Here is a 24,633-nt window from a genome sequence, read left to right as displayed (position 1 = left end):
TCTTTGATGGTAATCACGAAATAAGTATTTTTAAATACACTTAATAGTCAAAAAATAATAATTTGATTGTAGATAGGGGTGAAGAGAGAGTCAAGCGGGTGTTGATTGAGTACAGGACGTTAGGTCATCTTAGGCTCAATGGCCTTGGTTATTTGTAATGCCCGGTTGGCTTTTACTCTTCCTGGAATTCCGTAGTATTTTAAAACTCCTTCAACTTCACATTCAATCATATCTTCTTCGTCAGTGTTGAGAAGCAGGAGATCGCCTTCTTCGAGGTTTACAAGCTGGCGGCCTGTGATTTTTGTTCTGCCGAGGCGGACAACTAATTCAACAGGAGTTTCAAGAAGTCTTTCTTTAAATCTGCTTACCCAGACATGGTCGATTTCAAGTCTTTCTGACTGAAATGATGCGTGGAGTTTTGAGCGGATAGGCTCAAGCGTTGAGTAAGGCAAACAGACGATAAGTGAGCCGATTGCGTTTTCAAGCTCGACTTCAAAAGTGATGACGATAACAACGTCAGAGGGCGGAACGATTGCTGCAAACTGCGGATTAACCTCGGAGCGGATAAGCTCAAGATGAACTTCATGAACAGGGCGCCATGAATCCTCAAGATTTGAGAGAGCAATTTTAACAACCCGGTCAACAATAGCCTGTTCAATGGGAGTGAAGTCACGCCCCTCGACTTTCGGTTGTGAACCTGATCCTCCGAAAAAACTTTCCACAAGGGCAAAAACAAGGCGTGAATCAACAACCAGAATGGCATTACCGCGCAACGGGTCCATTTTAAAAATAGAAAGTGAGGTGGGGACTGGCAGTGAGCGCATGAAATCCCCGAATTTGGACATGTCGATAGATATGGGGTTGATATCAACCCTTTTGCGCATGGTATTGGCAAGATTGTTGGTTGCCAGACGAGCGAAACGATCGTTGACAATTTCGAGCACGGGCATACGGCCGCGAATGATGCGGTCCTGATTCGCAAGGTCGAATGTAACTACGCCGGAATCATCATCCGGTATATATTGCTCAGCTTCAACTTCTCCACCGGAGAGGCCTCTAAGCAGTGCATCGACTTCATCCTGTTGAAGGATTTTGCTCATTCTTATGCGATCCGTGTTTTAACGTTTTGTTCCGGGTGTTTCTGTCGAAACAGTTCCATTGCCATTCACCTTATTAATTAACTGCTTTATACGACAAAGTAAATGAAAGCTACAGTCGGTATATCAGAAATGAGATGATATCTCAGGTGTGCTGAGTATATATCATATCGTATTATTTGATATAATCTTTAGGTTCAGCCGTAAGCCCTTGTTATAGCTTGATATCCTTTACTTTGATATGCCAAGGCTCAAACCGGACTCCGAGCATATTCTCCCTCGGGTAGCGCAGTTTCAGGTAACCCTGTTCGCGGAGTTGCATACAAGTTTCCGTTCGGGCGAATTTTATGCTGAAATTTGCCACGCCAAGTCCCGCCTCTCCGACATCAAAATCTCCTACGCCATGAAAAGAGTATCCGGGGGGGGGCAAGAGAACGCGAAGCCAGTGAAAGGTTGCCTTTATTTGCTGCTGCTTTTGAAAGAAAAAGTATGAATTGTTTCATAGTCCCTCTGACCCCGGAGGTCAGATAAACTTTTTTGCCAAGCAGCTTTTTTATTGATTTGTAGGTTTCATGCGGTTGACCCCGGTATAAAAAATTTCCGCTTCCCTGGATTTTGACGAGATCTTTTTTGGATACACGCGAGGTTATGTTGGAGATAGTTCTTTTCCCGTAGAAACCGTAATTGGAGGCATCAAAGCTGAATGTATAGTCTAAAAAAGATAGTTCTTTTTTGGTGAAGCTGCCGATAGATGGATTTTGGCGGGCATAAAGCAGCGCCTCGTCAAAGCTGAGTATACAGAAATTTCCGAAGCCGACAGAGCGCTGGATTCTTCGCAGTCTTTTGAGTGAGGATTTTAGCAGGGCAAGTTGGGTATCTATTAGGATAATGTCGCCCATATGCGGCAGGTCGAAATTTGCCATGCTGTGAAGATAATCTTTCAGGTCTTCATCATCTACAGTCCGGACAGCTCCTGACGCACAGGCAATCGTCTGCGAACCACACAAGGTGGTCGCAGCAGCAACTGCGCAAAGCGTTTTAATAAACGTTCGTCTGTTCATGTCTTAACTGGTTTCAGTCCCGTTGTGAGTTTATGAACCCGTTGTTTTTTTATAATGTTATAACAGATTGGCCTTGGTGGGAAGCATTTGAAAAGGCCACCCACAAACATGGATGGCCTTTTAGTAGTCATTTTGGAAAAAACGGATTATTTTTGGCCGCGTTTTGTCCAAAGCTGCATTTCTTTCATTTTTTTGCGACGTTCACGCTGAAGCGATTTACATACAAGAGGAGTTTTCTTTTTCATGCCGTGTCTTTCCCGGTATTCGTCAGGTGTCAGGTCATGTGAAGAAAGGTGCTTTTTAGTTATGATCTTAAAAGACTTACCGCATTCACAGCAGACAATAGTTTTTTCTTTAATAGACTTTTTGGGATCGCATGCGGGAGCGTCTTCTTTCGCTGGAAGTGTATTTTCAGCAATTGCCTGAATGCCGGCAGACAGTTTGCGAACCATTGAAGTCATTTCTTCTTCATTCATGGTTCTGACGCTGGCTTGTGCTTTGACTATTTCCAAAGCTTCTTTAAGATAGTCTTCCACTGGATATCTCCTTTGGGGATTATTTTTATACTAACGACTATACTGGAAAGACAAGGGATAAAGTAGATTATAGATGGTGTCAAATGTATTACGTCTTTTTTAGAAACATGTTTTGTTCTTTTTATGTATAACTGCAAAAAATTGCACTGTTTCATACGATACGATCACGTGAACGGTCTTTTTATACATCTTTTAGTTAATTTTATATTCTTTATGCATAGAATATGTGTGGCGTAAAAAAGTATAAGTTGATTTAAAGTTGTAAATTAAGGGTATATGTGGTCAAATTTAAAACTGTTATAACAATTTGCTTATGTATAATGGTATTAACGTTGAAATTTGTTTGATTTTTAAAGAGTGAATGTGAGTACTTCCATATGGATGTCGTTTAAGTCATAATCTATGACAGTTATTCATTGTAGAAAATTGAAAATAGTGAATTTTTAGAATATAAATCAAGACAGAGCAGTCTGTTGTGTTTAAGATTATCAGGTTGAAGTTTTTAAGTTCATGGAGAAATAGTGATTATGCCGGTAAATTTTTTTGACAGACGAGAGGATAATACTGACTCGTGAAAAATGCACTGATTACTGCTTTATGCATTCTTGTGTTTTCTTCTATTTCTACCGGATGTTTGTGGGTTGTGGCAGGGGCTGTCGGGGTTGCTGTAGTAAGTGCAAATCTTGATGAGTATGAGCATTCAAAGACCAACAGTACCGGAGTAGAGGCTTTGAACGAACATCTTGCAGATCAAAAAGCTGTTGATGATGCTTTGGCAGGAGTTGATTCTGAAAAGATTGAAGTAAAAGAAAATGTTACAGTTGATGATGTTCTGATAAAATATGAAGGTGAAATAAGAACTGATTGATTTGGATCAGTTTTGGTTTGTCTTTACCTTGTTATAAACAGGAGAGATTTTATGTCCGAGAGCGCAAAAAATACAGTACTCGTAGTAGAAAGTAGTCATACACAGGTTCGGATTATTACAGAACATATCGAGAGCCTTACTCCGTTTGATACAATAACAGCTTCTTCTCTTGATCAGGTTGAAGAGATGCTTGAAAATAACGGAGAGGACATTTTTATTGCTGTACTGAATCTGAATATTAAGGGAGCTCCGGACGGTGAGGCTGTAGATTATGTTCTTTCCCGTAAGATTCCCTGCATTGTCTTAACTTCAACTTTTGATGAGAAAATACGCAATCGGTTCATTGAAAAGAATGTGCTTGATTATTTCAACAAGGGGAGTCGTACTGACCTTGACGAAATGGTGGATTTAATAAGCAGAATTCATTCTAACCGCGATATTAAAGTTGTGGTGGCTGAAGATAACGGCACAGCCAGAAAGATTATGTGCAAGCTTTTGGAACGTCTTAATTTTAATGTTTTTGCTGCTGAAGACGGAGCCAAAGCTCTGGATATTATTCGTGCTAATCCCGATGTGAAGCTTTTGCTGACCGATTATGAAATGCCGGAACTTGATGGATTTGAACTGGTCACCGAGGTTCGTAAAACTCATTACAGGGATCAGCTAGCCATTCTCGGAGTTTCTGCTCATGATTCGGGTGCGATTACAGCCAAATTCCTTAAACGCGGGGCTAATGATTTTCTTAAAAAACCGTTTGAGGTCGAAGAATTTTCATGGCGTGTCACAAATAATATTAATGAGCTGGAACGCATTTCTTCAATCAAAGATGCTTATAGCCGTGACCCTTTGACTGGGTTTGGCAACCTGAATACTTTTATTGAGCAGGGGCGTGAGATTTTTGAAAAGTACAGCAAGCAGGAACGTACTCCGGTTCTGGCTGCATTTAACGTGGATAATATGCTGGAAATTAATTCCAGATTCGGATGGGACGCAGGAGCTGCTGCTCTTAAAAAGGCTGCGGCTAATTTGGAACAACAATCACTCGGCTGGTTGCTTTCCGCCCGTTGGGATGGCGGTTTTATTATTTTAGCCGAGGATTCCGAGATTTTGAAAAATGATCTTGTAGCCGCGCAGGCCGGATTTGCAAAAACTGCAATCGGTTCCGTGGGCGAACGCTTCAAGGGAACCGCGTCTTTTGCGGTTTGCAAAAAGGGTGAAAAAGATCTTGATATCACGATGTCTAAAGTTGTTGCTGTTCTTGAAAAAATGCAGAGTATCGGAGTGGATTCTTACCGCTTTGTGTAAACGTATATCATGTTAATTCTTAAATGCGCCGCTTGCCGGCGAAAGCTCTTGAAGTATTATAAAATCGGGCAAGGCGAAGTGCATCGCTGTCATAAAGAGCGGATTAAAAAAATATGGAATCTGGAAGAAAGAGACGGGAAGATTTTCTGTTCCTGCGGTAATTCTTATGGAATAGACCGGGGCACTTATTACACTATGGATAAGAAGGCTTTTACTTATTCAGGAACCAAGACGAACGGCTAATATCTTAAAGTGGTCATGAGTCTGATGGGGTGCGTGAAAAGTCCCAGTGCGTGAATTATATCTGAAGCAGCTATGTCTGCTGAACGTGCGGCTGTCATCGACATACATTCCGGTCCTGAGATTACAATTCCCAGAGCTGCTTCTTTCAGCATAAGTGTGTCGTTGCGACCGTTTCCGATGCACGCACATTTTTCAACTCCCACCGAGTTTATATAATCGAGTTTTGCTTTGTCTTCTTCAGTTCCGCTTATGATATGTATTGAGACGGGGAGTCCTAGCAGATTTTCTTCGCATTGGCCGAAAGTATCGGCCGTCAGTACATGGACTTCAATATCCACAGAAAGTTCTTGTATTATTTTACCGATTCCGGGCAGCAGGTTGCCATCAAGGGCGATTGTGCCGTTGTAGTCTAGAACGAGATGTTCAATATTAAGAGCACCGAAGCCGGGAATATTAAGGCTAATCATGATCAGTTCCTTCCTGTTCTCGAATTTTAATTCTTAATATCTAAAGACTGGCGTATCTTTCAATTTGTTTTTTGTATTCCAAAACACCCTTTACTATTCCGTCGGCAACGTAGGCAAGATATTTGTCGGATTTGAGCCTTGATGCCTCGGTTTTATTGGTAAGATATCCAAGCTCTACAAGTACTGATGGCATTTTTGCGCCCATAAGAACATAGAAGGGAGCTTCACGTACTCCTTGATCTTTTACAGACCATTTTAGACGAATATTTGCCAATGATTTTGTATGTATATTTTTAGCTAAGTCTTTGCTTTCTTTCATTTTAGAATTAAGCATAAGGTCTGTTAGAATAACTTGAAGATCGCTGATACGTTTCGCCGAAATAGAGTTTTCACGAGCTGCTACGCGGACAGCATTACGGTTACGTGCAAGGTTAAGAGTGTAGGTTTCAAGGCCGTTTATTGCTGAATTGCGGTGTGCATTGCAATGGATGGATATAAACATATCCGCCTTTTTAATGTTGGCCATTGCTGTGCGCTCTTCCAGAGGAATGAAGACGTCAGTTGTTCTGGTGTAGAGAACGTTAAATCCGGCTTTTTTTAATTTTGCGGCCAGAATTCTTGAAAAGCGCAGGTTGATATTTTTTTCTTTGATCCTGTTCGCACTTGCACCTGGGTCTTTTCCGCCATGTCCCGGGTCGATCATAATGGTTTTAAAGGTGAGTCCCAGTTGCTCAAGCAGATCTCCGGCCATGGCTTTACTGTTTGCGGGAGGAGTGTACTTGGTTGTGGTTGTGGTTGTGGTTGTGGTTGTTCGTTTCTTTTTAGTTGATTTGTTTTGTCTAACAACTGACCCTGCTTCGGGGGCCTGTACATCCACGACCAGCCTGAAAGGATTTTCCAGCGGAAAAATTTTATAATCCTGCATGGCATTGAAATCCAGCACAACGCGGGCTGTTCTCGGGTCTTTCTGCGCGGAGCGGATGTCTTTTAAAATACCGTCGGCAACATCTGTAGCCTTATGTACATTTTTTCCAAGTATTGTGTTTTCCAGATCAATATAAAGTCTGTGCGGACGGTTAACACTCTGGTTCGGATTTAAAAGCTGGTAACGAAAACGGACTTCATCATCGAGGTCCAGAACCACGCGGGTGTATGAGTCACTGCTGGTATATCGGACTGATAAAAGCTTGGCGCGTCTGCTTGATGAATCTTTTACTACCGGAGCAGAGGTCGGAACTATGGTGCTCGAAGGTTTTGTACGCTTACTTCGTTTCTGCTGTTTAGGAGACATGCCCTTGCGGTCCATGGAATCAAGCCTTGCACGGGCTTTGGAATACATGTCAGATTTGGAGTGACGGTGAACTATTGTCAGATAATCGGAATAGGCGAGGTCTTTTTCATTTAATTTTCTAAGTCTTATTTCCGCTCTTCGGAAAAGGCTGTCATCGGTCCATGCATGGGATGGAAAGTTTGAGACCATACGTCCGTAGTAATCAACTGATTTTCTGAAATCTTTTTTCAATCCGCTGTGATAACCTAATTCTTCATATGATCTGCCTAGATAATAAAGGGCCTTAGGAGCATATTCTCCACGGGGGGATCTTTTAAAAACATTTCTGAATTTTTTAGCAGCCTTGTCCCATTCTGAGCGATATTGAGATTTTTTCTTATCTTTTGAAAGAGCATGGAATTGTTTCCATGCGACAGTGAATTGATCTTTAATACTTGCCCCGAATGCGCTGGCAGGAGTCACCGAAACAAGAAGTCCTGCAAGGAAAAGGCCCATAACAAGGTTTTGAAAGAAAAATTTGCGCATATATTCCATGGAGTGTTTTTTTTATTAGTTATCTTAGAGGTTTTTGAAACCTTAAAGATGGACCTGTTGGTTCTAAAAAAAGTTTAGACGTTTTCTTAATAAGCTTGCATCGGCTAAAAATCAACCATGTATATATTAAGGTAACAAAATAGGATTGCAGACCGTGCTTTTTTATACTTTTTAGGGTAACTATGAAAACTGGACTGACAGCTGTTTTTATGTAATTGCCATGACTGTTGTCGGTGGAAATCGAACCAATCAAACACTCATTTTGGAGATAGGCGAATGGAAGCTCCCCAGAGAAATTTAGCTCTTGATCTTGTCCGCGTAACCGAAGCTGCTGCACTGGCTTCTGCCAGATGGCTTGGACGTGGCGATAAAAATGCCGGCGATCAGGCTGCTGTAGATGCTATGCGTCTCAGTTTTAACAGTCTTGCAATCAGCGGAACTGTTGTAATCGGTGAGGGAGAGAAAGATCATGCTCCCATGCTTTATAACGGCGAAAAATTAGGTGCGGGCGAAGGCCCGGGAATGGATGTCGCTGTTGATCCGGTAGAAGGAACCAACCTTCTTGCTTACGGTCGCCCTAATGCAATTTCAGTCGTCGGAGTTGCTCCTACAGGCATGATGCTTGATCCCGGACCGAGTTATTATATGCAGAAACTGGTTGTTCCAACTGCTGCGCGAAATATGGTTGATATTAACGCACCTGTTAAGGACAATCTTGCGAAGATAGCAAAGGCTCTCAATAAAGATGTTGATGATCTCGTTGTTTTTGTTCTTGAAAAACCACGCCATCACGGCCTTATTCAGGAAATTCGTGATGCCGGAGCCAGAATCCAGTTGCATACCGACGGTGATGTAGCCGGTGCACTCATGGTTGTTGATCCTCGTTGTCCCGTAGATGTAATGATGGGAACAGGCGGAACTCCTGAAGGTGTTCTTGCTGCATGTGCCATCAGAATTATGGGCGGAGAAATGTTCGCTAAATTCGATCCTCAGGACGAAAGCGAAAAAATTGCCATGGAAGAGAAGGGATATGACCTGCGTGATATTATGACTGTTAACGATCTCGTTAAGAGTGATGATATTTTCTTTTCCGCAACAGGTATTTCAGGTGGAACATTTTTGCGCGGAGTTCGTTACCTAGGGTACGGCGCAGAGACAACTTCACTTGTAATGCGCGGTAAGACAGGAACTGTCCGTCAGATTGAAGCTGTTCATACATGGGATAAGCTCATGAAGATCAGTGCAGTTAAATACGATTAGCAGTTTGTTTTTTTAGCAGAAATATTGAAATGAAAAGTAAGCGGCCCTGATACAATAGTTTTCAGGGCCGTTTTTTTATTTTTTTAGAAGTCTTAAGATTCAGCTGCATCCAGTTTTTCGCGGATTATTCCTGAATCTTCAAGGCGGGTTTTAGTGTTTAGTTCTTTGCATTCACCGTGACAGGAAATCCCTTCGGACCTGATTTGCACGTATCCTGCGGAAAGAACTTTTGTGTATGGAATTTGTTCTCTGAATTCCAAAAAGCCGATACGGTTCGGGAATAGGATCGGAAGAGCTTCGCCCGAAAAGTCCTCAAACATGATGTATTTCATGGAATATCCTTTTTGCGGCACAGAGCCGGAATTTATTTATAATTATTTTGAGCGTATTCCCGGAATTCTTGTGAACTTAATTCATGAAATATTCCGGCAACGGTTGTTGCCCGCAGTCTTGTAACATACTATAGCGATATATCTTCTAGATCAAGAACAGCCTGACAGCAATCCCGGAGTTCTGAGATGACAGATGAAAAAAAACCGCTTCCGCTTGATACCAACAGTCTTGCCGTTATGAGAACTTTGCTTGCAAATGAACGGACTTTTCTTGCGTGGTGCCGCACTGCGCTGGGTCTTCTGGGCTTTGGTTTTGTGCTTGAGAAAGCCGGTCTTTATTTGAAACATTTTGTTCCTGATGCTAATCCGCTGATGTCAAAAGATTTAGGTATGCTCAGTCTTTTTGCTTTGTTTTCAGGGATGCTTGTTCTTGTGGGCGCTGCGGTCAGATTTTTCAGCATTGAAAAGCAGATCGGTTCTAAGCTTGGCAGAATGACCCCTTTTCCTGAGGTGCTGGTTTTGTTTGCTGTTGCACTTGTCCTGATCATAAGTGTTCTTTCCGGAAAAATGATATTTAATTAGAAATATAAAATTCAAAAAAATAAAAATATACAACTGGTAATGAAAGATAATTATAAAAAAATAGCTTTGTGGCAGACTGCATTTCTTGGAGACGCCGTTCTTACATTGCCTTTTATCAAAGCTCTTTCACTGCGTTTTCCGGAAGCTGAAATTCATCTTTTTGTTCGTAAGGGTGTTGAGCCTCTTTTTGAATCTCAAAAGGAACTCACATCTGTTCATGGTTTTGCCAAACGAGGCGATCAAAAAGGAATGGGAGCGGCTTTTCGTCTGGGCAGAGAACTTGGTGCGCAAGGTTTTGACCTTTGGATTTCAGCTCATACAAGTATGCGTTCCGCCCTTGTCAGCCGCGCTACGGGGATTCCTGAACGTATAGGTTACGATCAGCCGTGGTTTAACCGTTTTGCCTATACTCACAGGGTCATGCGCAGGTTCGATCAGTTTGAGGAAGTGGAAAGGTTGATGGCGCTTGGCTTGCCTTTGGGAATCAGCGGCACTGCTCCTTCCTTTGAACTTAATTTGTCTGAACCAGCACTCGAAGACGCATCAGCTTTTTTTGAGAAATTTTCGGATACTCCGGTAATAGGCTTTCACCCCGGCTCAACATGGGAAACAAAGAAATGGCCTGAGCAGAATTTTGCATCAACTATTGCAAAATCACTGGATGCGGGATTTCGGGTAATCCTGTTTGGCGGGCCCGGGGAAGAGGACATTTGTTCACGGATTGCAGAGCAGTCCGGCAACCCTTCTGAAATAATTAATCTTGCCGGAAAGTTGAGTCTTCCTCAGCTTGCAGCCTATATCAAAAATCTAGATGTATATGTCACCAACGATTCCGGCCCGATGCACATTGCATGGGTTCAAAATGTTCCCCTTATTGCCCTTTTCGGACCAACTGTCCGCAGATTCGGATTTTTTCCCAGAGGTGAATACTCTTCTGTTCTTGAATCCGGTGAAGTGTTGGATTGCAGACCTTGCGGTCTTCATGGCAGTAGTAAGTGTCCAAAAAACCACCACAAATGTATGACAGATATAAGTGTGGAAATGGTTTGGGAGGAACTGCTGAAAAAAGTGGAAATTCGGAGGGTCGGGTGTTGATCAGTAAAATTAAATGGATCACATTGCCGCTTGTTTTTATCCTCTTATCTGTTCTTATGTGCGGCTGTAAGTTGCGATCCTTTTCTCGTAATGTTCAGGTCGCTCCCGTTGTTCCGTTAAAGGTTTCTACTGCGGACCTGACGGAGAAAGATAAATGTATAATCGTTTACACTGATGAGTTTAAGCAGGCGGCTTTGCTTTTTTCATATCTGCATCGAGAATATGAAGGTGTGGACTCTATCCTTCTAAATGCCGGAACAGTGAATGGCACTGCTGAGTCCAGCAGGGCTGTTGTTGTTGGCATTCAGAAGGAAATTACAGAACTGAATAAGAACGGCTCGATCATGTCAGTTCTTATTTTAGGTAATAAATTTGTTATTCCTGTTTCAGAGTTTCAGACTGGAAATGGAACTTCTGTTTATTCTTCTGATTACGGCTATGGAGGTCTAGCGGATTCTCCTGAAAACGTTGTACCTGTCGGTAGAATTCCTGCTCGAAACGCAGCCGAGGCTGTGGTTGTGGCTGAGAAATATGAGCGCTGGTACGTGGATCGTGCTTTTCGTCCGGCTTGGCCTGTTTCGTTTATAGGCGGAGAAGGGTTTTCAAAAAATTATTTGTCTGATCCTGAACTTTTGTTTTTCAGTTTACAAGAGGAAGGCATGGCCGGACCGGAAGCTATACGTTATCTCGGCGGAGCCGGTGGTTGCCAGCCGGAAAGGCTTAGTCAGAGCCTTACTGAGGATGATGCTTCTGTTCAGTGGCTGGCTATTGATTCTGTCGCTGACGGTTTCAGAATTGGGAACGGAACTTTGCCCACATCTGCTATTTTAAGTCTCGATTACAAACCGGGATTGCCTATTGTTCTTAATCCTTCCTGTGAACCTGCGAGGATTAATTCAGCTTCTATCACCCCTGCCGAGGCGATAGTGCTTTCAAGGGGGGCCGGACTGGCTGTGATGACCGGGTGCGGTGATTCTGGTAAAATAACGGCTGAACTTGATGACGGGCGGATTTCGCGCGTTGATTTTGACGGAACCTCACGGATTTTGATTGAGTTCCATAAGGCATATTTCAGCGGAAAGTATAGAATTGCCGAGGCTCTGTCAGAGGCTCGTGCTCAGTTTGTGCAGAACCGTCGTCGCGGAGAAAAGCTGGGGCCGCTATATGATCTGATTTTTTATGGTGATCCAGTAATGAGTCTACCGCTTCCAGTTCGCACGGAGTCTCCTGCGTATACGGGGTTAAAGCTACTGACAAAGCCTGAATCTTCTAAGGGGGTAGCTGTTTTTTCCGCTAACTCTACTATCTCTTTTGCCATGGAAGAAGGTGGAATATACCCCGGAGTTCAGCTTAAAGTTGTGGACCGAAAGACTGGTAAAACTGTTTCCTCCATGAAAGTTCAAGAAGATGATATTTTTAATTTTTTATCAGACAGCGAAGGAAGTTATTTAATTTATTCCAGACCGCTTGATGGGCCTCTCGCTTGGCAGTTTTTTGATGTACGTGATAAAAAAATCAGCAGTGCAAAATTACAAAAAACTGTTATTCAAAGTAAATTATCCAAAAGCTCTCCTATTGTTAAGGCCGGACTTGAACCTGTCCGATATTCTGTACAAGTCAGTTCGAACAGGCGGGAGTCTTCGGCTTTGAAAGTTAGAAGAAATCTGACGAAACAAGGGTATTCGGCATATGTTGTGACTGTTCCATCCTCCAATAATAGACAGTGGTATTGCGTGCGGTTCGGTGAATTTGATTCGTGGGCGGCTGCGGTTGAAGCTTCCGCAGAGTACGAGAAAAAACAACAGGCTGATGTGAAAATAGTAAGGTGCCGTATGGGCAGTTGATTTGTTTAATATATTGATTGACTGTTCAATTATAAAGTTTATAGTAATTTCAGGGGTGTGAGGGGTAAACTTTGAAACTTTCTATTTGATACAGGCAATATTTTGGATAGTAAAAAATCAAAAAAAATTTTGTGCCTTACTGTGGCATTGGTTATTTTCGTTTTGATAGGTACTGGGTTGTTCTTTGTAAGCAAGATGTCTATAGCCAAGCCTGTTCTTAACGTTGGATATAAATTTTTTTTAGGTGTTTCAGCTAAAAATTTAGATCTTAACAGTTTTGAAATTAACAAATTAAATCGATGTCTTGTCTTAAATAAAAATGTAGTAGATAAGGCAGTCCTGATTATTGTAAATGATGATGTTGCGATCAGTGGTTCACCAGGTATTATTGGGCAAGATACGAAACTTAAATATAAAGTCGTACTTGAGGGGAAGGGGGGAATAAAATTTACTCCGCAGATGTGTAGTTGTTCCCGTAAAAATCTGGTTGGAAAAATAGTCTATAATTTTGACCGGGGAGCTGAGGCCATATCGCAATATCTAGATAATCCAGCTTTTAAAAACCGATCTGTTGAGATTCTGGATATGTAAATAGTCTCAATAAGTTGACGGTATATAGATTTAAAAAAGCCCCTGAAGGATATTTCTTCAGGGGCTTTTTGGGTTTTAGATCAGCTGATATTTATTTTGATTTTCTTCCGGATGCTTGAAATTCACCCAGAGGAACGTCGGTATTCTTGTCCGTTTCTTTGTTTTTAAAGTACTTGTTTGTTTCTGAGACAACCACTGGAGTTAATAGAAGCAGCCCTATAAGATTAGGGATAGCCATTAATCCGTTCAGCGTGTCTGAAATGTTCCAAACCAGACTGAGTTTGGCGATAGCTCCAAGGCCTACGAAACATACGAAAACCACTCGGTATGGCAGTACAGCCTTGATTCCGAGCAGGTATTCAATGGACTTTTCACCATAGTAGCTCCACCCGAGAATTGTCGAATATGCAAACAGGATTAAGCCGATTGTTACAACGTGTGCACCGCCGGGCATGCCTTCAGCAAAAGCGATGGTAGTTAATTCTGCTCCTGTTGCACCGTTTGACCAGGCTCCTGTAAGGATCAGAACGAGACCTGTCATCGTGCAGACTACGATGGTGTCGATAAAGGTCTGGGTCATGGAAACCAGAGCCTGCGTTATCGGGCTTTTGGTTTGTGCCGCCGCCGCCGCGATAGGGGCACTACCTAGGCCGGATTCGTTTGAGAATACGCCGCGGGCAACACCCATTCTGATACACATCATGATTGATGCCCCGGCAAATCCGCCGATAGCCGCAGTAGGATTAAATGCCTGCTCAACTATGAAAATCAGAGCCGCTGGAACTTCCGCTATTTTGGTAATGATGATGTAGGATGCTCCGGCCATGTAAAACACAATCATTACCGGAACGAGTAATCCTGTTACTTTTCCAATCTTTTTGATTCCGCCGAGAATAACTGCGGCAGTACAAACCATCAGAATTATACCGGTTATGGTCGGTGAAATATTGTAAGTGCTTTCCACTGCATCCGCTACGGAATTGGATTGTACCATATTGCCTATACCGAATGCAGCTACAGAGGCGCAGATAGCGAAGATAGTTCCAAGCCACGGCATTTTCAGCCCGGCGGAAATATAGTACATCGGGCCGCCACTCATTTCGCCATTTTCGTCCACAACTCTGTATTTTACCGCCAGAACAGCTTCTGCATACTTAGTGGCCATACCCACAAGTCCGGTAACCCACATCCAGAACAATGCTCCGGGACCACCCATGGCAATAGCTGTAGCTACTCCTGCGATGTTACCGGTTCCGACTGTTGCTGAAAGAGCAGTCATTAGGGCTTGAAAGTGGGTGATATCGCCCGGTTCATCGGATTCTTCTTTTCGTTTAACAAGGGCAAGGTATAGAGCGTGCCATAACTTGCTGAATTGAATTCCGCGTAGTGAATAGGTGAGCCAACAGCCTGTTCCAACAAGCAGAATCAACATTGGAGGGCCCCATGCGAACGCACCAATTTTACCAATTACGATATCCAGTGTACTCAAAAAATCCATAAGCGTATCCTTAGGCTTTTATTAGAAATAAAAGCCTTTTGTGAAATTAATTAGAAACGTTTACACGCTAAAATCTATTGCAGTATTTTTTTACCGGGACGTGTTCAAGGTCAAAAACATTAGCAACTTCCATATAGGTGAGTATTCCGTTAACAATAAGCGGGATGAAACTTTATCTAATCTATGTATGAACAGCAGTAGTCTACAAGAGTTTCAACCACCAGTTTGAATTTTGAGTCGGCGGGTACATTGAAACTTTCTCCGGCGGTGACTGTCTGCCAATTTTCTGTGCCGGGCAAGAGAACTTTCATGGTGCCCTGCAGGATTTCCATCACTTCCGCTTGATTTGTTCCGAATTCATATTCACCGGGAAGCATGATTCCCAAAGTTTTGAACGATCCGTCTGTGAAAGAGACTTTGCGGCTGGTAACCTTTCCGTCAAAATAAACATTGGCCATTTTTGTAACTGTTACATTTGAAAATTCAGACATGAGTTCCTCTTAGTCTTTATTTTGTTTGATTATATTATGGAAGAACCAAGGTGACAAGGTCGTAGTCGGTAACGCTTTCTATTTCAGCTTCAACCATCATTCCGGGAGCAAGTTCAACTCCGCCTTCAGGTGCGCTGATATAGGTGATTCCATCCACTTCCGGGGCTTGGAACCAAACTCTTCCGGTAAACAGACCATCCCATTCTTCGTTCGGTTCCTCGACCAGAACCTGAATGGTTTCGCCAACTTTTTCTTCCAGAATTTCATGGCTTATGGAAGCCTGCATTTCCATCAAAATTTTACGTCTTTCTTCACGCAGTTCTTCAGGGAGTTGTTCCATGTCCCCGGCTGGCGTTCCTTCTTCAGCTTGATATGCGAAAACTCCCAAGTTTTGGAATCTGGTTTCTTTCACAAATTTTAGAAGTTCTTTAAAGTGTTCATCCGTTTCACCGGGGTATCCGACTATGATACTGGTGCGCAGGACTGCATCAGGAATGTGTTTGCGAACCCTGTCGATTACTTTCCGCGGATCACGGGCAAAGGGGCGGCCCATTGAGGATAGTATATCCGGATGAGCGTGCTGAATCGGTATATCGAAATACGGCAGAAAGGGTTTGCCGGTCTTAGCCAGAAATTCCAGCATTGAGTCGGTTAATCCTGCCGGATATAGGTACATAAGTCTTAGCCACTCAAGACCTTTAAGAGGCAGAAGCTGTTCAATCAGATATTTTAAATTTGCATCAGGGTTGCTTAAGTCTGATCCATAAGCGGTGGAATCCTGTCCTACTATGACGATTTCCGGCACGCCTTGTGCGAGAATTTGTTTTGCTTCGGTTATTAAGCCTGCAGGTTCACGGCTGACTTGAGGTCCACGAATCGAAGGAATTGTACAAAAGTTACATGAATGAGAACATCCTTCACTGATTTTAAGGTAAGCAAAAGCAGGTCCTGTGCTAAGTGCTCTCTGGTGTTCTTGAGGCAGTTCCCTTTTGAGGGCTTTGGCAGCAAGAGCAGGCCATGTATCCAGATCAAATGTTGAAAGCCACAGATCCACTTCGGGCATCTCTTCTTCCAGTTTGCCATATCTGCTGACAAGGCATCCGGCTACGGCAAGAATAGGTTTAGGAGTAATATCTGCAATGGCATCAGCGGATTCTAGAATGGACTGTACGGATTCTTCGACCGCCGGCTGGATGAAGCCGCATGTATTTATAAGAACAAGATCGGATTCTTCCGGAGATTCGGCTGCGATCATGTTGTCACCCAAGGCTCCGAGCATTCTTTCGGTATCTACTCTGTTTTTTGGGCAACCAAGGCTGATGGTGAAAACTCTGATTTTTTTAATAGACATGAAATTTGTTCCATTTGAGAAAAATATTTTAGATTTGTAATGATTCGGCGGTAAATTGTCTGCTAACTTGTGTTTCGCAATGTTTACCCGATTCTTTTATATCTGCAAAGCTGGAAATACATCGTTTCTCGATTGTGCTTTTCGTCGAAAATAGTTTATTCTCAACACGGATTATCTATCTATTGAAATGGAGAGATTATGTTTGAAAGCCTATTGCGTGAAACTCATTGCGATTACATCGGGATTCTTGGAGATTCTGCAGTGGTATCTTCACTTGTCCAGTTGTTGCGGGAGAGCAAAAGGGAAGAGGACGATATCAAGTTGATTGCAGGGGTTCTTGCTGATTACAAAGCAAACGGCGCCGCTGATGATTTTGATATTCCTATATATGAACAGGTTGAGGATATGATTACGTCCCATCCTGAAATTACCATGGTTTTTGAACTTTCCGGTGACCACTCTTCGTCAAATTTTGCCTGCTCATATTTCTCTGGTGGAGCTTCCTGCTGCCCGTTTCTTCCTTAAACTTCAGGCCACTGATCGTCTGTGGGTCGCTTGTAAAGTAGACCTCATGCAGACTCAGGCTTTGTTTAAATGCGTGGTGGATCAACTTCCTGAAGAGATCATGATAATTGGTTCCACAGGAATGATCGTTGATTGTAATAAACATTTTTCTGATTTGGTCGGGGAAGAAATAATAAAAATACGGAATAAGAATCCGTTGAAATATTATGAATCGATCGCAACGGTTTGCCCTGTAAAGAATGGTGTTATTGATGTCGGGGCCATGGAGAAAGGCAAGCGTGGGGAATTGATGCTTTCGGAAGAAGATTCTGAAGGTAAGCTTAATTTTTTTAGAATTTATATTTATCCTATTTCAGATGAACAGATCGGGCGGGTTGTTCAGCTTGTTATTATGCGGAGAAATATTACCGAAAGAACGCTCATGGAACAACGATTGCGACAGGCTGAACGTATGGCCACTGTCGGTGAGCTTGCTGCATATGTTGCACATGAGATTCGTAATCCTCTTGTGGCTATGGGGGGATTCGCAAAAGTTTTAATGAAAAATATGAGTATAGATCATGACGGGCATGAAAAAATAGAGATAATTTATGAAGAGGCCAAACGTCTGGAAACCCTCTTAAAAGATATATTGAGTTTTGTAAGGTCACATGACACTGAAATAGCAGCTTTTAATGTCAATGATGAGGTTGAGAGTGCTATGCGTTTGCTGTCTTTGGAATGTAAGCAGCAGGGAGTTGAAGTTGAATTTGATTTGGACTCACAGAATCCGGTTGGACAAGGGACTGCGGAGCAGGTGAAACAGTGTCTTATAAATTTGGTTATGAATTCGATGGAAGCCATGCCGAACGGCGGTCTGATCAGCGTTGCAACCGGAGTAACCGATGATCGGGTCTGGCTGAAAGTGAGCGATAACGGCCCCGGAATTCCTGCTGCAAAGCGCGAGCGGGTTTTTGATCCTTTTTATTCTACTAAAATTAATGGAAATGGACTGGGGTTGTCGATGGTTAAAAAATTATGGAAGACTTCGGCGGAGAAATTGAACTGGTAAGCCGTGAAGGCGAAGGAACAAGTGTTACTTTGTTTTTGCCTCCGCGTATGGCGGTTGCGTAAAAAACTGCTAGCGAGTATTAGTCTCTCATCATATTATTGATGAACTTAATGGTGCGGATTTTTTCATCCGTAGATTTAAATATATTGCATGGGAGACGGGTTTGAAAACAGTAGTGCTTGCCACCAGTAATAAGGGAAAGATAGCTGAATTTAAAGAGCTTCTTAAAGATTTCGAATTAGAAGTAAAGGGTCTTGATGAGTATCCTGAGATCGGTGAAATACCTGAACCGGGTGAAACTTTTCTGGAAAATGCGATAATCAAGGCACAGACTGTCGCTAATATCACAGGGTTTATTGCTGTTGCTGACGATTCCGGCTTGGAAGTAGACGCCTTAGACGGCAGGCCCGGTGTCTATTCTGCAAGATATAGCGGTGAGGATGCAACTCCCGCAAAAAATAACAGCAAGCTTCTTGATGAACTTAAAGGTGTGGAAGAAGCAAAGCGTACAGCCCGTTTTGTGTGTGTGATGGTTGCCGCCACTCCTGACAATATCCGTATACAAAGTCGTGGCGAATGGAACGGGCGTATCGCTTTTGAACTTTCAGGCGATGAAGGTTTCGGTTATGATCCTTTGTTTTTTGATCCGGAACTGGGTTGCGTTGCTGCAAAAATGACTCGTGAAACTAAAAATTCACGTTCACACAGAGGCAAGGCTCTACGAGCACTTATGGCTCAGTGGCCGGAGTTTCAAAAGAAAGTTCACGGTTAGATAAATTTTTTTGATATTTGCCTACCGAATATAATAATCAGGAGACATTTATATATGTGTGGAATCATAGGATATGCCGGGCATCGTCCCGCTGTGCCTCTAATCGTTGAAGGATTGAGAAGACTTGAGTACCGCGGATATGATTCTGCGGGGGTTGCAACCGTACAGAATAAGGAAATTGATCTTGTTCGTGCAGAAGGAAAGCTTGCGGCTCTTGATGAAAAACTGTCTCATATCAATGTAACCAATTCCACTTTCGGAGTCGGGCATACCCGCTGGGCTACTCATGGCGTTCCTGTAGAAAAAAATGCTCATCCTCATCTTGATCATGATAAAAAAATAGCCATGATTCATAACGGAATTATTGAGAATTACCAGGAAATAAAGGCCGACCTTGTTACTAAAGGGTATGAATTCCGCTCTGATACAGATTCAGAAGTTTTGGTAAATCTTATTGCTGAGGGCCGTAAGCATACTGAAACTATGCTTAAAGCCATTTCATGGGCTCTTAATCAGGTTGAAGGGGCATATGCAATTGCTCTCGTCAGTGTGGATGAACCCGGAATAGTCTATGCCGCCCGTGTTTCCAGTCCTTTGGTAATGGGTGTCGGTGTTGGCGAAAATTTTGTGGCTTCCGATATTCCTGCATTTCTTCCGTATACCCGCGAAGTTGTTTTCATTGAGGACGGAGAATTGGTCAAGATTACTTCCTCTTCATGGGAAGTTTTCAGGGCAGACACTCTTGAGCCTGTTGAAAAAGAAGTTCGCACTATCAATTGGGATGTTCAGGCCGCACAGAAGGGCGGACATAAGCATTTCATGATCAAAGAAATTTTTGAGCAGCCTAAAGTCATTTCAGACTGTCTGGCCGGGCGTATAGATACGAATAACCGTGAAGTTATTCTGTCGGAAATCGCAGACATGACGCCACCCGAAAGGTTGCACATTATAGCTTGCGGAACTTCGTATCATGCCGGACTTTGGGGTAAATACCTCATAGAACAGTGGGCTAAAATTCCTGTTGATGTCGAAATTGCTTCGGAATTCCGTTATCGTGATCCAATTTTGAGCAAGGGAGGCCTCGCGCTTGCTATCAGCCAGTCCGGAGAAACAGCTGACACCTTGGCAGGGATCAAGCTGGCAAAACAAAAAGGGCTTCCGATTCTTGGACTGTGTAACGTGGTCGGTTCCAGCGTTGCCCGTGAATCAGACTACATTATGTATACACAGGCCGGGCCTGAGATCAGTGTTGCTTCCACCAAGGCCATGTGCAGTCAGCTCACAGCATTGCTGTTGCTGGCTCTTTACTGGGGAAAGCGCAAAGGAACAATCGACGAGGAAACTTACAGCCGCGCTGTTAAAGATTTACGCAATCTTCCTTCAATTTTGGACGCAGAACTTCCCGCCATGCGCCTCAGAGCTAAGGAGCTTAGCCGCGAATATTCCGAAGCAAGCAGCTTTTTTTATCTGGGTCGCGGACAGTACTTCCCGCTTGCCCTTGAAGGGGCTTTGAAACTTAAGGAAATTTCCTATATTCATGCAGAAGGTTATGCTGCCGGAGAAATGAAGCACGGCCCCATCGCGTTAATTGATTCTAATTTCCCTACTTTTGCTATGGCATTGAAAGATGATCTTTTCCCCAAAGTTAAATCTAATCTGGTGGAAGTGCAGGCCAGAGGCGGAGAAATTATAGCTCTTACCAATCCCGGTGTAGAGCTTGATGTTGAGCACCGCTGGATTCTGCCCGAAGTCTGGGGGCCGTTAAACGCGTTTATGGCTCTTCCTGCTTTGCAGCTATTTGCATATGAAACAGCGGATTATCTGGGTAAGGATGTTGATCAGCCCAGAAATTTGGCTAAGAGCGTCACTGTTGAATAAAATGAAATAAATTAGATATTTATATTGTAGATATGTGGTAAAGTTTTTTACTAAAGCCGTTCCTGTTAGACTATTAATGCAGTCTGACAGGAGCGGCTTTTCTTATGGCAAAAAGCTACGGTGGATTATCAAAGGTAAAGATTGCGAAGTGGATTAAAGTGGAGCGTGGGCTCAAGCAAGGATTGGTTGCTTTATCTTGGGTTTAGTTTTCGGTATTGTTTTGCTACGATTTGAATATGCAATAGTTGATGAATGGGCCTTTATGGTACTCTGCAATAATCAGGACCCCTATGGAAAATAAGAAGCCGAGACTTTTGTTTGTTGACGATGATACGCTGTTGCTGGAAACGCTCAAGGCTACTTTTTGGAGAGGCCATGTTGTGGAGACCTGCACTTCGCCTTTGGCGGCTCTTGAGTTATTAAAGAGCGGAAAGCGTTATGCGGTTATTGTTTCCGATATGAGTATGCCCTTCATGAACGGTGTCGATTTTTTGCGTCAGGCCGCCGCGCTTGACAGGGATGCCGTCCGTATCATGCTGACGGGGTATGCCGACCTTGATACGGCAATGGCGGCGGTGAACGATGGCGGGGTTTCGCATTTTCTGACAAAGCCCTGTCCCACGACGAACCTGAAAGAGGTCATCAACACTTGTATCGTGTCGTATATGGAACGCACGGCTGCACCGGATGACGATATTGTTTTTTCTGCTCCACTAGATCGGTTTGTAGGAGTAAGCGATGTCGTCGTCAGGCTTCGTGCCATGCTTCACCGTTTGGGGCAGGTCGATGCAACAGTCCTGTTCACAGGGGAATCCGGGACAGGAAAAAGCTTGGCGGCCGAGGTGCTGCATGCCGTCAGCCCAAGGAGCAAAAAGCCGTTTGTGCGGGTAAACTGTCCGTCTCTTTCGGAGGGAGTGTTCGCCGCTGAACTTTTCGGAAGTGTGCGTGGAGCTTACACCGGAGCTGTTCGCGATTCCATGGGGCGTTTCATGGCGGCTGATGGAGGGAGCATTCTGTTGGATGAAATAGGCGATGTGCCCGTTGAAATGCAATCAAAGTTGCTACAGGTCATTGAGCGAAAGGAGTTTGAACGTGTCGGTGATCATAAAACTATTAAGGCCGATGTCAGGATCATCGCAGCAACCAATGCGGATCTTGGGCAATTAGTTGAGCAGGGGCTATTTAGAAAAGACTTGTTCTATCGGCTTAACGTAATGCATCTGGAGTTGCCTCCGCTCAGAGAGCGACGGGAAGATATTCCTTTGCTGGTCAAAGCTTTTCTGGACGAACTTGCAAAGCAGTTTGACAGCAAATCCATTAAAATTTCTGATAATGCACTGAACCTGCTGAAGCAGTATTCATGGCCGGGCAATGTGCGGGAGTTGAGGCATTCTCTGGAGCGCGGCGCAACGCTGTGTGTAAACGGAGTTATTCGCATGATCGATTTGCCGAATTCCTTGCTCGCTGGAGCCAAAACGCAGGTTTCCTCTCAATACGAGGAAATGTCGGAGCGGGAGATGCTGCTTGCAGCACTGAAAGGAGCCAGCTGGAATAAGGCTAGAGCTGCCCGTGAGTTGGGTATGAGTAGAAGTTCCCTGTACCGGAAGATGAAAGAGTCCGGCATTCAAAAAGACGAATCCGCAAATTGATGTGTTTTATGACACACATGTGTATCAGACACATGTGTGTCATGGAACATTTTCCTGATTTCTTTTTTTTATATTTCACATCATAATTAATCATAATTCATTGTAATTACTGTTTTATTAATTATTAATATCTTCCTCTTCGTGTTGGCATTCTCATTGCTTAATAACTTCTGAATTATGGATCGCCCGATTTATGTAAAGCGGGTTCCAGAAGAAGAGCGAGACTATCCACTCGACAGGAGAAGCTGTGGGAATAAATTCGGAAAAGATAAAAATTAATGAAACTGACGTAAAGAATAAGGCTGATTTTAAAGTAGCTGTCACGAACGAGTATTCCATCTTGTTCGTGGATGACGATAAACTCCTGCTGGATAATTTTGTTTTGCAGTTCGGAAGGCAATACACGGTGTATGTCGCGGACAGTATGTACGCTGCTATACGGTCTTTTGATCGTCTTTCCAATATTGACGTTGTCATTTCTGATATGCGGATGCCGGGAGGGAGCGGCCTGGACCTCTTGTCATGGGTCAAGAAGAATCATCCACGTACAAGCAGGATTCTATTGACAGGTCACGCTGATTTAGAAATAGCGATCCAATCTGTCAACGCAATTAATGTATTCAAATTGTTGACGAAGCCCTGCTCACTGGATGCACTTGGTGAAGCTATATTGGAAGCATGTCTTTCCCATAAAATAGAAGCTGTGCGTAACGAATTAAACACATGTGGATCTCAAGACTTAGCAATGGAGGAGATCATTCAGAGTCTTAACCATCTCGTTGAGCAGAGGGATTCTAATACTGCGGAGCACCATAAGCGTACGGCAACTTTATGCAAGGCTATCGCTACTCAAATGGAACTCCGGGAGGACCGCGTAAAGGTTTTGGAGTTGGCGGCGATGGTTCATGACGTAGCCAAGATTTTAATTCCGATGGCATACCTTAACAAGAGCGGTAAATTGTGTGATTTGGAACAAGCGGTGATCCGGAAACATCCGGAAAGCGGCTATCATATGCTTATTCATATTAAGCAGATGAAAAATATCGCGATTATAGTGCAACAGCACCATGAAAGAGAGGATGGGTCGGGGTATCCTATGGGGCTCATCGGGAAACAGATGCAGCTTGAAGCCAAAATACTTGCTGTTGCCGATACGGTTGATGCCATGGCTTCTCACCGCCCTTATCGATCTAGCCTCGGACTGGACGCCGCCATTAATGAGCTGCATATAAACAGGGGTGTATTGTACGATCCTCAGGTTGTGGACGCCGCTTGTAAAGTTCTGGCTAGGAGGCTCCAAGGATAGTATTAATTAACACATTAAAAAAATGGCACTACTGGAATCCTGTGAGTGTGCACTCTCTAAATGTGGGGCGCCTATTTCAAGCCGACACTGAATCTATTTTTTATTCTTACGTGAAGATCGGTCACCGGATCGTTTAAGCCCTTTTTAGGGGATATTGTGCCAGCCGAAGCAGTCGGCATGAAGGAAATGTTGTTATGAAATTGAAGATACTATTTGTAGATGATGACGAGGATATTCTGGCCAGTTTTAAAGCCATGCTTCATTCAAAGCGTAAGGAGTGGAAATGTCAGTTCGTTTCCTGTGCCAAGGAGGGATTGAAACTGATTGAACAGGAGCCTTTTGACGTTGTTCTTTCGGATATGCGGATGCCTTGTATGGACGGAGCTGATTTTCTTAAAATAGTAGAAAAGCTTCAGCCCGGTGCTGTCCGAATTATTTTCTCAGGCTATTCAGAAAGTCAGGCGTTGTTGAAATCGGTTAAAAATGCGCACCAGTTTCTCAGCAAGCCTTGCAGTTCTGAAGCTGTCCTCGGAGTGATTCAACGAGTTACTGAATTGCGTCACATTCTTACTGATGATTCGATCAGGACTTTGGTCACTTGTCTGGATACCTTGCCAGCCATGCCTGAACTATTGGTTAAGATAACGCATGAACTGGAAAGTCCTGAGCCGGACTTAAAACGAGTAGCTGATTTTGTTCAAAAAGATGTCGGGGTTTCTGCAACATTGATGAAGTTGGTTAATTCGTCCTTTTTCGGTTTTTACGGGGTAATTTCTTCTCCACATCATGCCGTGACTCTGCTGGGCGTTGAGGCCCTGAAAGGGCTGGTGTTGGGTGTGCAGCTTTTTAAAAAGCTGGAAACGGAATGTCTAGGTGATTATTCGGTAGAAAAATTATGGGATCATTGTCTGCAGACGGGATACTTCGCCAAGTGATCCTGCTACAATATTGTGGACACACGGTTAAGCCGCTATCCTGACTTTAACAGGAGAAGCAAATGACTAAT

25 protein-coding genes are annotated in these 24,633 nt (G+C 43.4%); 15 read left to right on the top strand and 10 right to left on the bottom strand.

Translation table 11 applies throughout. From position 1 onward, the window contains the following. Positions 1-119: 119 nt before the first annotated feature. The 4 genes from fliM to JEY82_RS15805 form a co-directional block, all read right to left on the bottom strand. On the bottom strand, positions 120-1,100 hold the full coding sequence (fliM, locus tag JEY82_RS15815; RefSeq protein ID WP_304087377.1) for a flagellar motor switch protein FliM: 981 nt from the start codon (positions 1,098-1,100) through the stop codon (positions 120-122). Positions 1,101-1,311: 211 nt separating this feature from the next. Further along, a complete protein-coding gene (locus tag JEY82_RS19710; protein WP_369681172.1) occupies positions 1,312-1,527 on the bottom strand; it encodes a D-alanyl-D-alanine carboxypeptidase family protein in 216 nt (71 codons plus the stop codon). After that, positions 1,484-2,158 (bottom strand): peptidase M15, encoded by a 675-nt coding sequence (locus JEY82_RS15810; protein ID WP_304087375.1) that lies wholly within the window; start codon positions 2,156-2,158, stop codon positions 1,484-1,486. Before JEY82_RS15810 ends, JEY82_RS19710 begins: the two co-directional genes overlap by 44 nt. Positions 2,159-2,304: 146 nt before the next feature. After that, positions 2,305-2,694 (bottom strand): MucR family transcriptional regulator, encoded by a 390-nt coding sequence (locus tag JEY82_RS15805; RefSeq protein WP_092158408.1) that lies wholly within the window; start codon positions 2,692-2,694, stop codon positions 2,305-2,307. Between the two features lie 571 nt (positions 2,695-3,265). On the opposite strand from JEY82_RS15805, the gene JEY82_RS15800 reads away from it, so the two are divergent. Genes JEY82_RS15800 through JEY82_RS15790 form a run of 3 tightly spaced genes read left to right on the top strand, consistent with a single transcriptional unit; the run spans position 3,266 to position 5,110 of the window. Further along, positions 3,266-3,562 carry a hypothetical protein gene (locus tag JEY82_RS15800; RefSeq protein ID WP_304087372.1) on the top strand — a complete coding sequence of 99 codons (297 nt, stop codon included), beginning with the start codon at positions 3,266-3,268 and terminating at the stop codon, positions 3,560-3,562. Positions 3,563-3,613: 51 nt separating this feature from the next. After that, a complete protein-coding gene (locus JEY82_RS15795; RefSeq protein WP_304087370.1) occupies positions 3,614-4,867 on the top strand; it encodes a response regulator in 1,254 nt (417 codons plus the stop codon). Between the two features lie 9 nt (positions 4,868-4,876). Then, on the top strand, positions 4,877-5,110 hold the full coding sequence (locus JEY82_RS15790) for a hypothetical protein (RefSeq protein WP_304087369.1): 234 nt from the start codon (positions 4,877-4,879) through the stop codon (positions 5,108-5,110). Here JEY82_RS15790 and JEY82_RS15785 read toward each other — a convergent pair. Together JEY82_RS15785 and JEY82_RS15780 are read right to left on the bottom strand one after the other, a co-directional pair. Continuing rightward, positions 5,107-5,577: an HAD family hydrolase gene (locus tag JEY82_RS15785; RefSeq protein WP_304087367.1), complete on the bottom strand. Its 471-nt coding sequence runs from the start codon at positions 5,575-5,577 to the stop codon at positions 5,107-5,109. The genes JEY82_RS15790 and JEY82_RS15785 overlap by 4 nt on opposite strands. A gap of 40 nt (positions 5,578-5,617) precedes the next feature. Continuing rightward, positions 5,618-7,393, bottom strand: coding sequence for an N-acetylmuramoyl-L-alanine amidase (locus JEY82_RS15780; RefSeq protein WP_304087366.1), 1,776 nt, complete (start codon positions 7,391-7,393; stop codon positions 5,618-5,620). Between the two features lie 285 nt (positions 7,394-7,678). On the opposite strand from JEY82_RS15780, the gene glpX reads away from it, so the two are divergent. After that, the gene (glpX, locus tag JEY82_RS15775) at positions 7,679-8,662 is read left to right on the top strand and encodes a class II fructose-bisphosphatase (RefSeq protein WP_092158416.1); all 984 of its coding nucleotides are present in this window, start codon (positions 7,679-7,681) and stop codon (positions 8,660-8,662) included. A gap of 92 nt (positions 8,663-8,754) precedes the next feature. Here the strand turns inward: glpX and JEY82_RS15770 are convergent, their stop codons facing one another. Continuing rightward, positions 8,755-8,994, bottom strand: a complete 240-nt coding sequence (locus JEY82_RS15770; RefSeq protein WP_304087363.1) for a hypothetical protein — start codon at positions 8,992-8,994, stop codon at positions 8,755-8,757. 186 nt (positions 8,995-9,180) lie between these two features. Here JEY82_RS15770 and JEY82_RS15765 point away from each other — a divergent pair, with 186 nt between their 5' ends. The 4 genes from JEY82_RS15765 to JEY82_RS15750 all read left to right on the top strand — a co-directional run bounded on the left by JEY82_RS15765 (position 9,181) and on the right by JEY82_RS15750 (position 13,106). Next, complete coding sequence (locus JEY82_RS15765) at positions 9,181-9,576, top strand: YidH family protein (protein WP_304087361.1); 396 nt, start codon at positions 9,181-9,183, stop codon at positions 9,574-9,576. Positions 9,577-9,615: 39 nt separating this feature from the next. Then, positions 9,616-10,671 carry a lipopolysaccharide heptosyltransferase II gene (gene waaF / locus JEY82_RS15760; RefSeq protein ID WP_304087359.1) on the top strand — a complete coding sequence of 352 codons (1,056 nt, stop codon included), beginning with the start codon at positions 9,616-9,618 and terminating at the stop codon, positions 10,669-10,671. Continuing rightward, positions 10,665-12,515 (top strand): C25 family cysteine peptidase, encoded by a 1,851-nt coding sequence (locus tag JEY82_RS15755; protein WP_304087357.1) that lies wholly within the window; start codon positions 10,665-10,667, stop codon positions 12,513-12,515. The genes waaF and JEY82_RS15755 overlap by 7 nt, the downstream gene beginning before the upstream one ends. A 102-nt stretch (positions 12,516-12,617) precedes the next feature. Next, positions 12,618-13,106, top strand: coding sequence for a hypothetical protein (locus JEY82_RS15750; protein WP_304087356.1), 489 nt, complete (start codon positions 12,618-12,620; stop codon positions 13,104-13,106). 91 nt (positions 13,107-13,197) lie between these two features. Here the strand turns inward: JEY82_RS15750 and JEY82_RS15745 are convergent, their stop codons facing one another. The 3 genes from JEY82_RS15745 to rimO form a co-directional block, all read right to left on the bottom strand. Beyond that, positions 13,198-14,604 carry a sodium:alanine symporter family protein gene (locus tag JEY82_RS15745; RefSeq protein WP_304087355.1) on the bottom strand — a complete coding sequence of 469 codons (1,407 nt, stop codon included), beginning with the start codon at positions 14,602-14,604 and terminating at the stop codon, positions 13,198-13,200. 176 nt (positions 14,605-14,780) lie between these two features. Continuing rightward, positions 14,781-15,095, bottom strand: a complete 315-nt coding sequence (locus tag JEY82_RS15740; RefSeq protein ID WP_304087353.1) for a pyrimidine/purine nucleoside phosphorylase — start codon at positions 15,093-15,095, stop codon at positions 14,781-14,783. Between the two features lie 34 nt (positions 15,096-15,129). Continuing rightward, on the bottom strand, positions 15,130-16,446 hold the full coding sequence (gene rimO, locus JEY82_RS15735; protein ID WP_304087351.1) for a 30S ribosomal protein S12 methylthiotransferase RimO: 1,317 nt from the start codon (positions 16,444-16,446) through the stop codon (positions 15,130-15,132). A gap of 198 nt (positions 16,447-16,644) precedes the next feature. Between rimO and JEY82_RS15730 the strand changes: the two genes are divergently transcribed. From JEY82_RS15730 to JEY82_RS15700, 7 genes are all read left to right on the top strand, one after another. Further along, positions 16,645-16,971 carry a hypothetical protein gene (locus JEY82_RS15730; RefSeq protein ID WP_304087349.1) on the top strand — a complete coding sequence of 109 codons (327 nt, stop codon included), beginning with the start codon at positions 16,645-16,647 and terminating at the stop codon, positions 16,969-16,971. Beyond that, positions 16,898-18,022 (top strand): nitrogen regulation protein NR(II), encoded by a 1,125-nt coding sequence (locus JEY82_RS15725; protein WP_304087347.1) that lies wholly within the window; start codon positions 16,898-16,900, stop codon positions 18,020-18,022. Before JEY82_RS15730 ends, JEY82_RS15725 begins: the two co-directional genes overlap by 74 nt. A gap of 163 nt (positions 18,023-18,185) precedes the next feature. Beyond that, the gene (locus JEY82_RS15720; RefSeq protein WP_304087345.1) at positions 18,186-18,794 is read left to right on the top strand and encodes an XTP/dITP diphosphatase; all 609 of its coding nucleotides are present in this window, start codon (positions 18,186-18,188) and stop codon (positions 18,792-18,794) included. 54 nt (positions 18,795-18,848) lie between these two features. Further along, on the top strand, positions 18,849-20,672 hold the full coding sequence (glmS, locus tag JEY82_RS15715; RefSeq protein WP_304087343.1) for a glutamine--fructose-6-phosphate transaminase (isomerizing): 1,824 nt from the start codon (positions 18,849-18,851) through the stop codon (positions 20,670-20,672). A gap of 248 nt (positions 20,673-20,920) precedes the next feature. After that, positions 20,921-22,321 carry a sigma-54 dependent transcriptional regulator gene (locus JEY82_RS15710; RefSeq protein WP_304087341.1) on the top strand — a complete coding sequence of 467 codons (1,401 nt, stop codon included), beginning with the start codon at positions 20,921-20,923 and terminating at the stop codon, positions 22,319-22,321. Between the two features lie 247 nt (positions 22,322-22,568). After that, a complete protein-coding gene (locus JEY82_RS15705; protein ID WP_304087339.1) occupies positions 22,569-23,627 on the top strand; it encodes an HD domain-containing phosphohydrolase in 1,059 nt (352 codons plus the stop codon). 194 nt (positions 23,628-23,821) lie between these two features. Beyond that, entirely contained in the window at positions 23,822-24,562 is a 741-nt protein-coding gene (locus JEY82_RS15700; RefSeq protein ID WP_304087337.1) for an HDOD domain-containing protein, read from the top strand. The last annotated feature ends 71 nt before the right edge of the window (positions 24,563-24,633 follow it).

Origin of the sequence: Maridesulfovibrio ferrireducens (genome assembly GCF_016342405.1) — a bacterium.
GTDB classification, from domain to species: Bacteria; Desulfobacterota; Desulfovibrionia; order Desulfovibrionales; family Desulfovibrionaceae; genus Maridesulfovibrio; species Maridesulfovibrio ferrireducens_A.
This window is presented reverse-complemented; position numbering and strand designations above follow the sequence as displayed.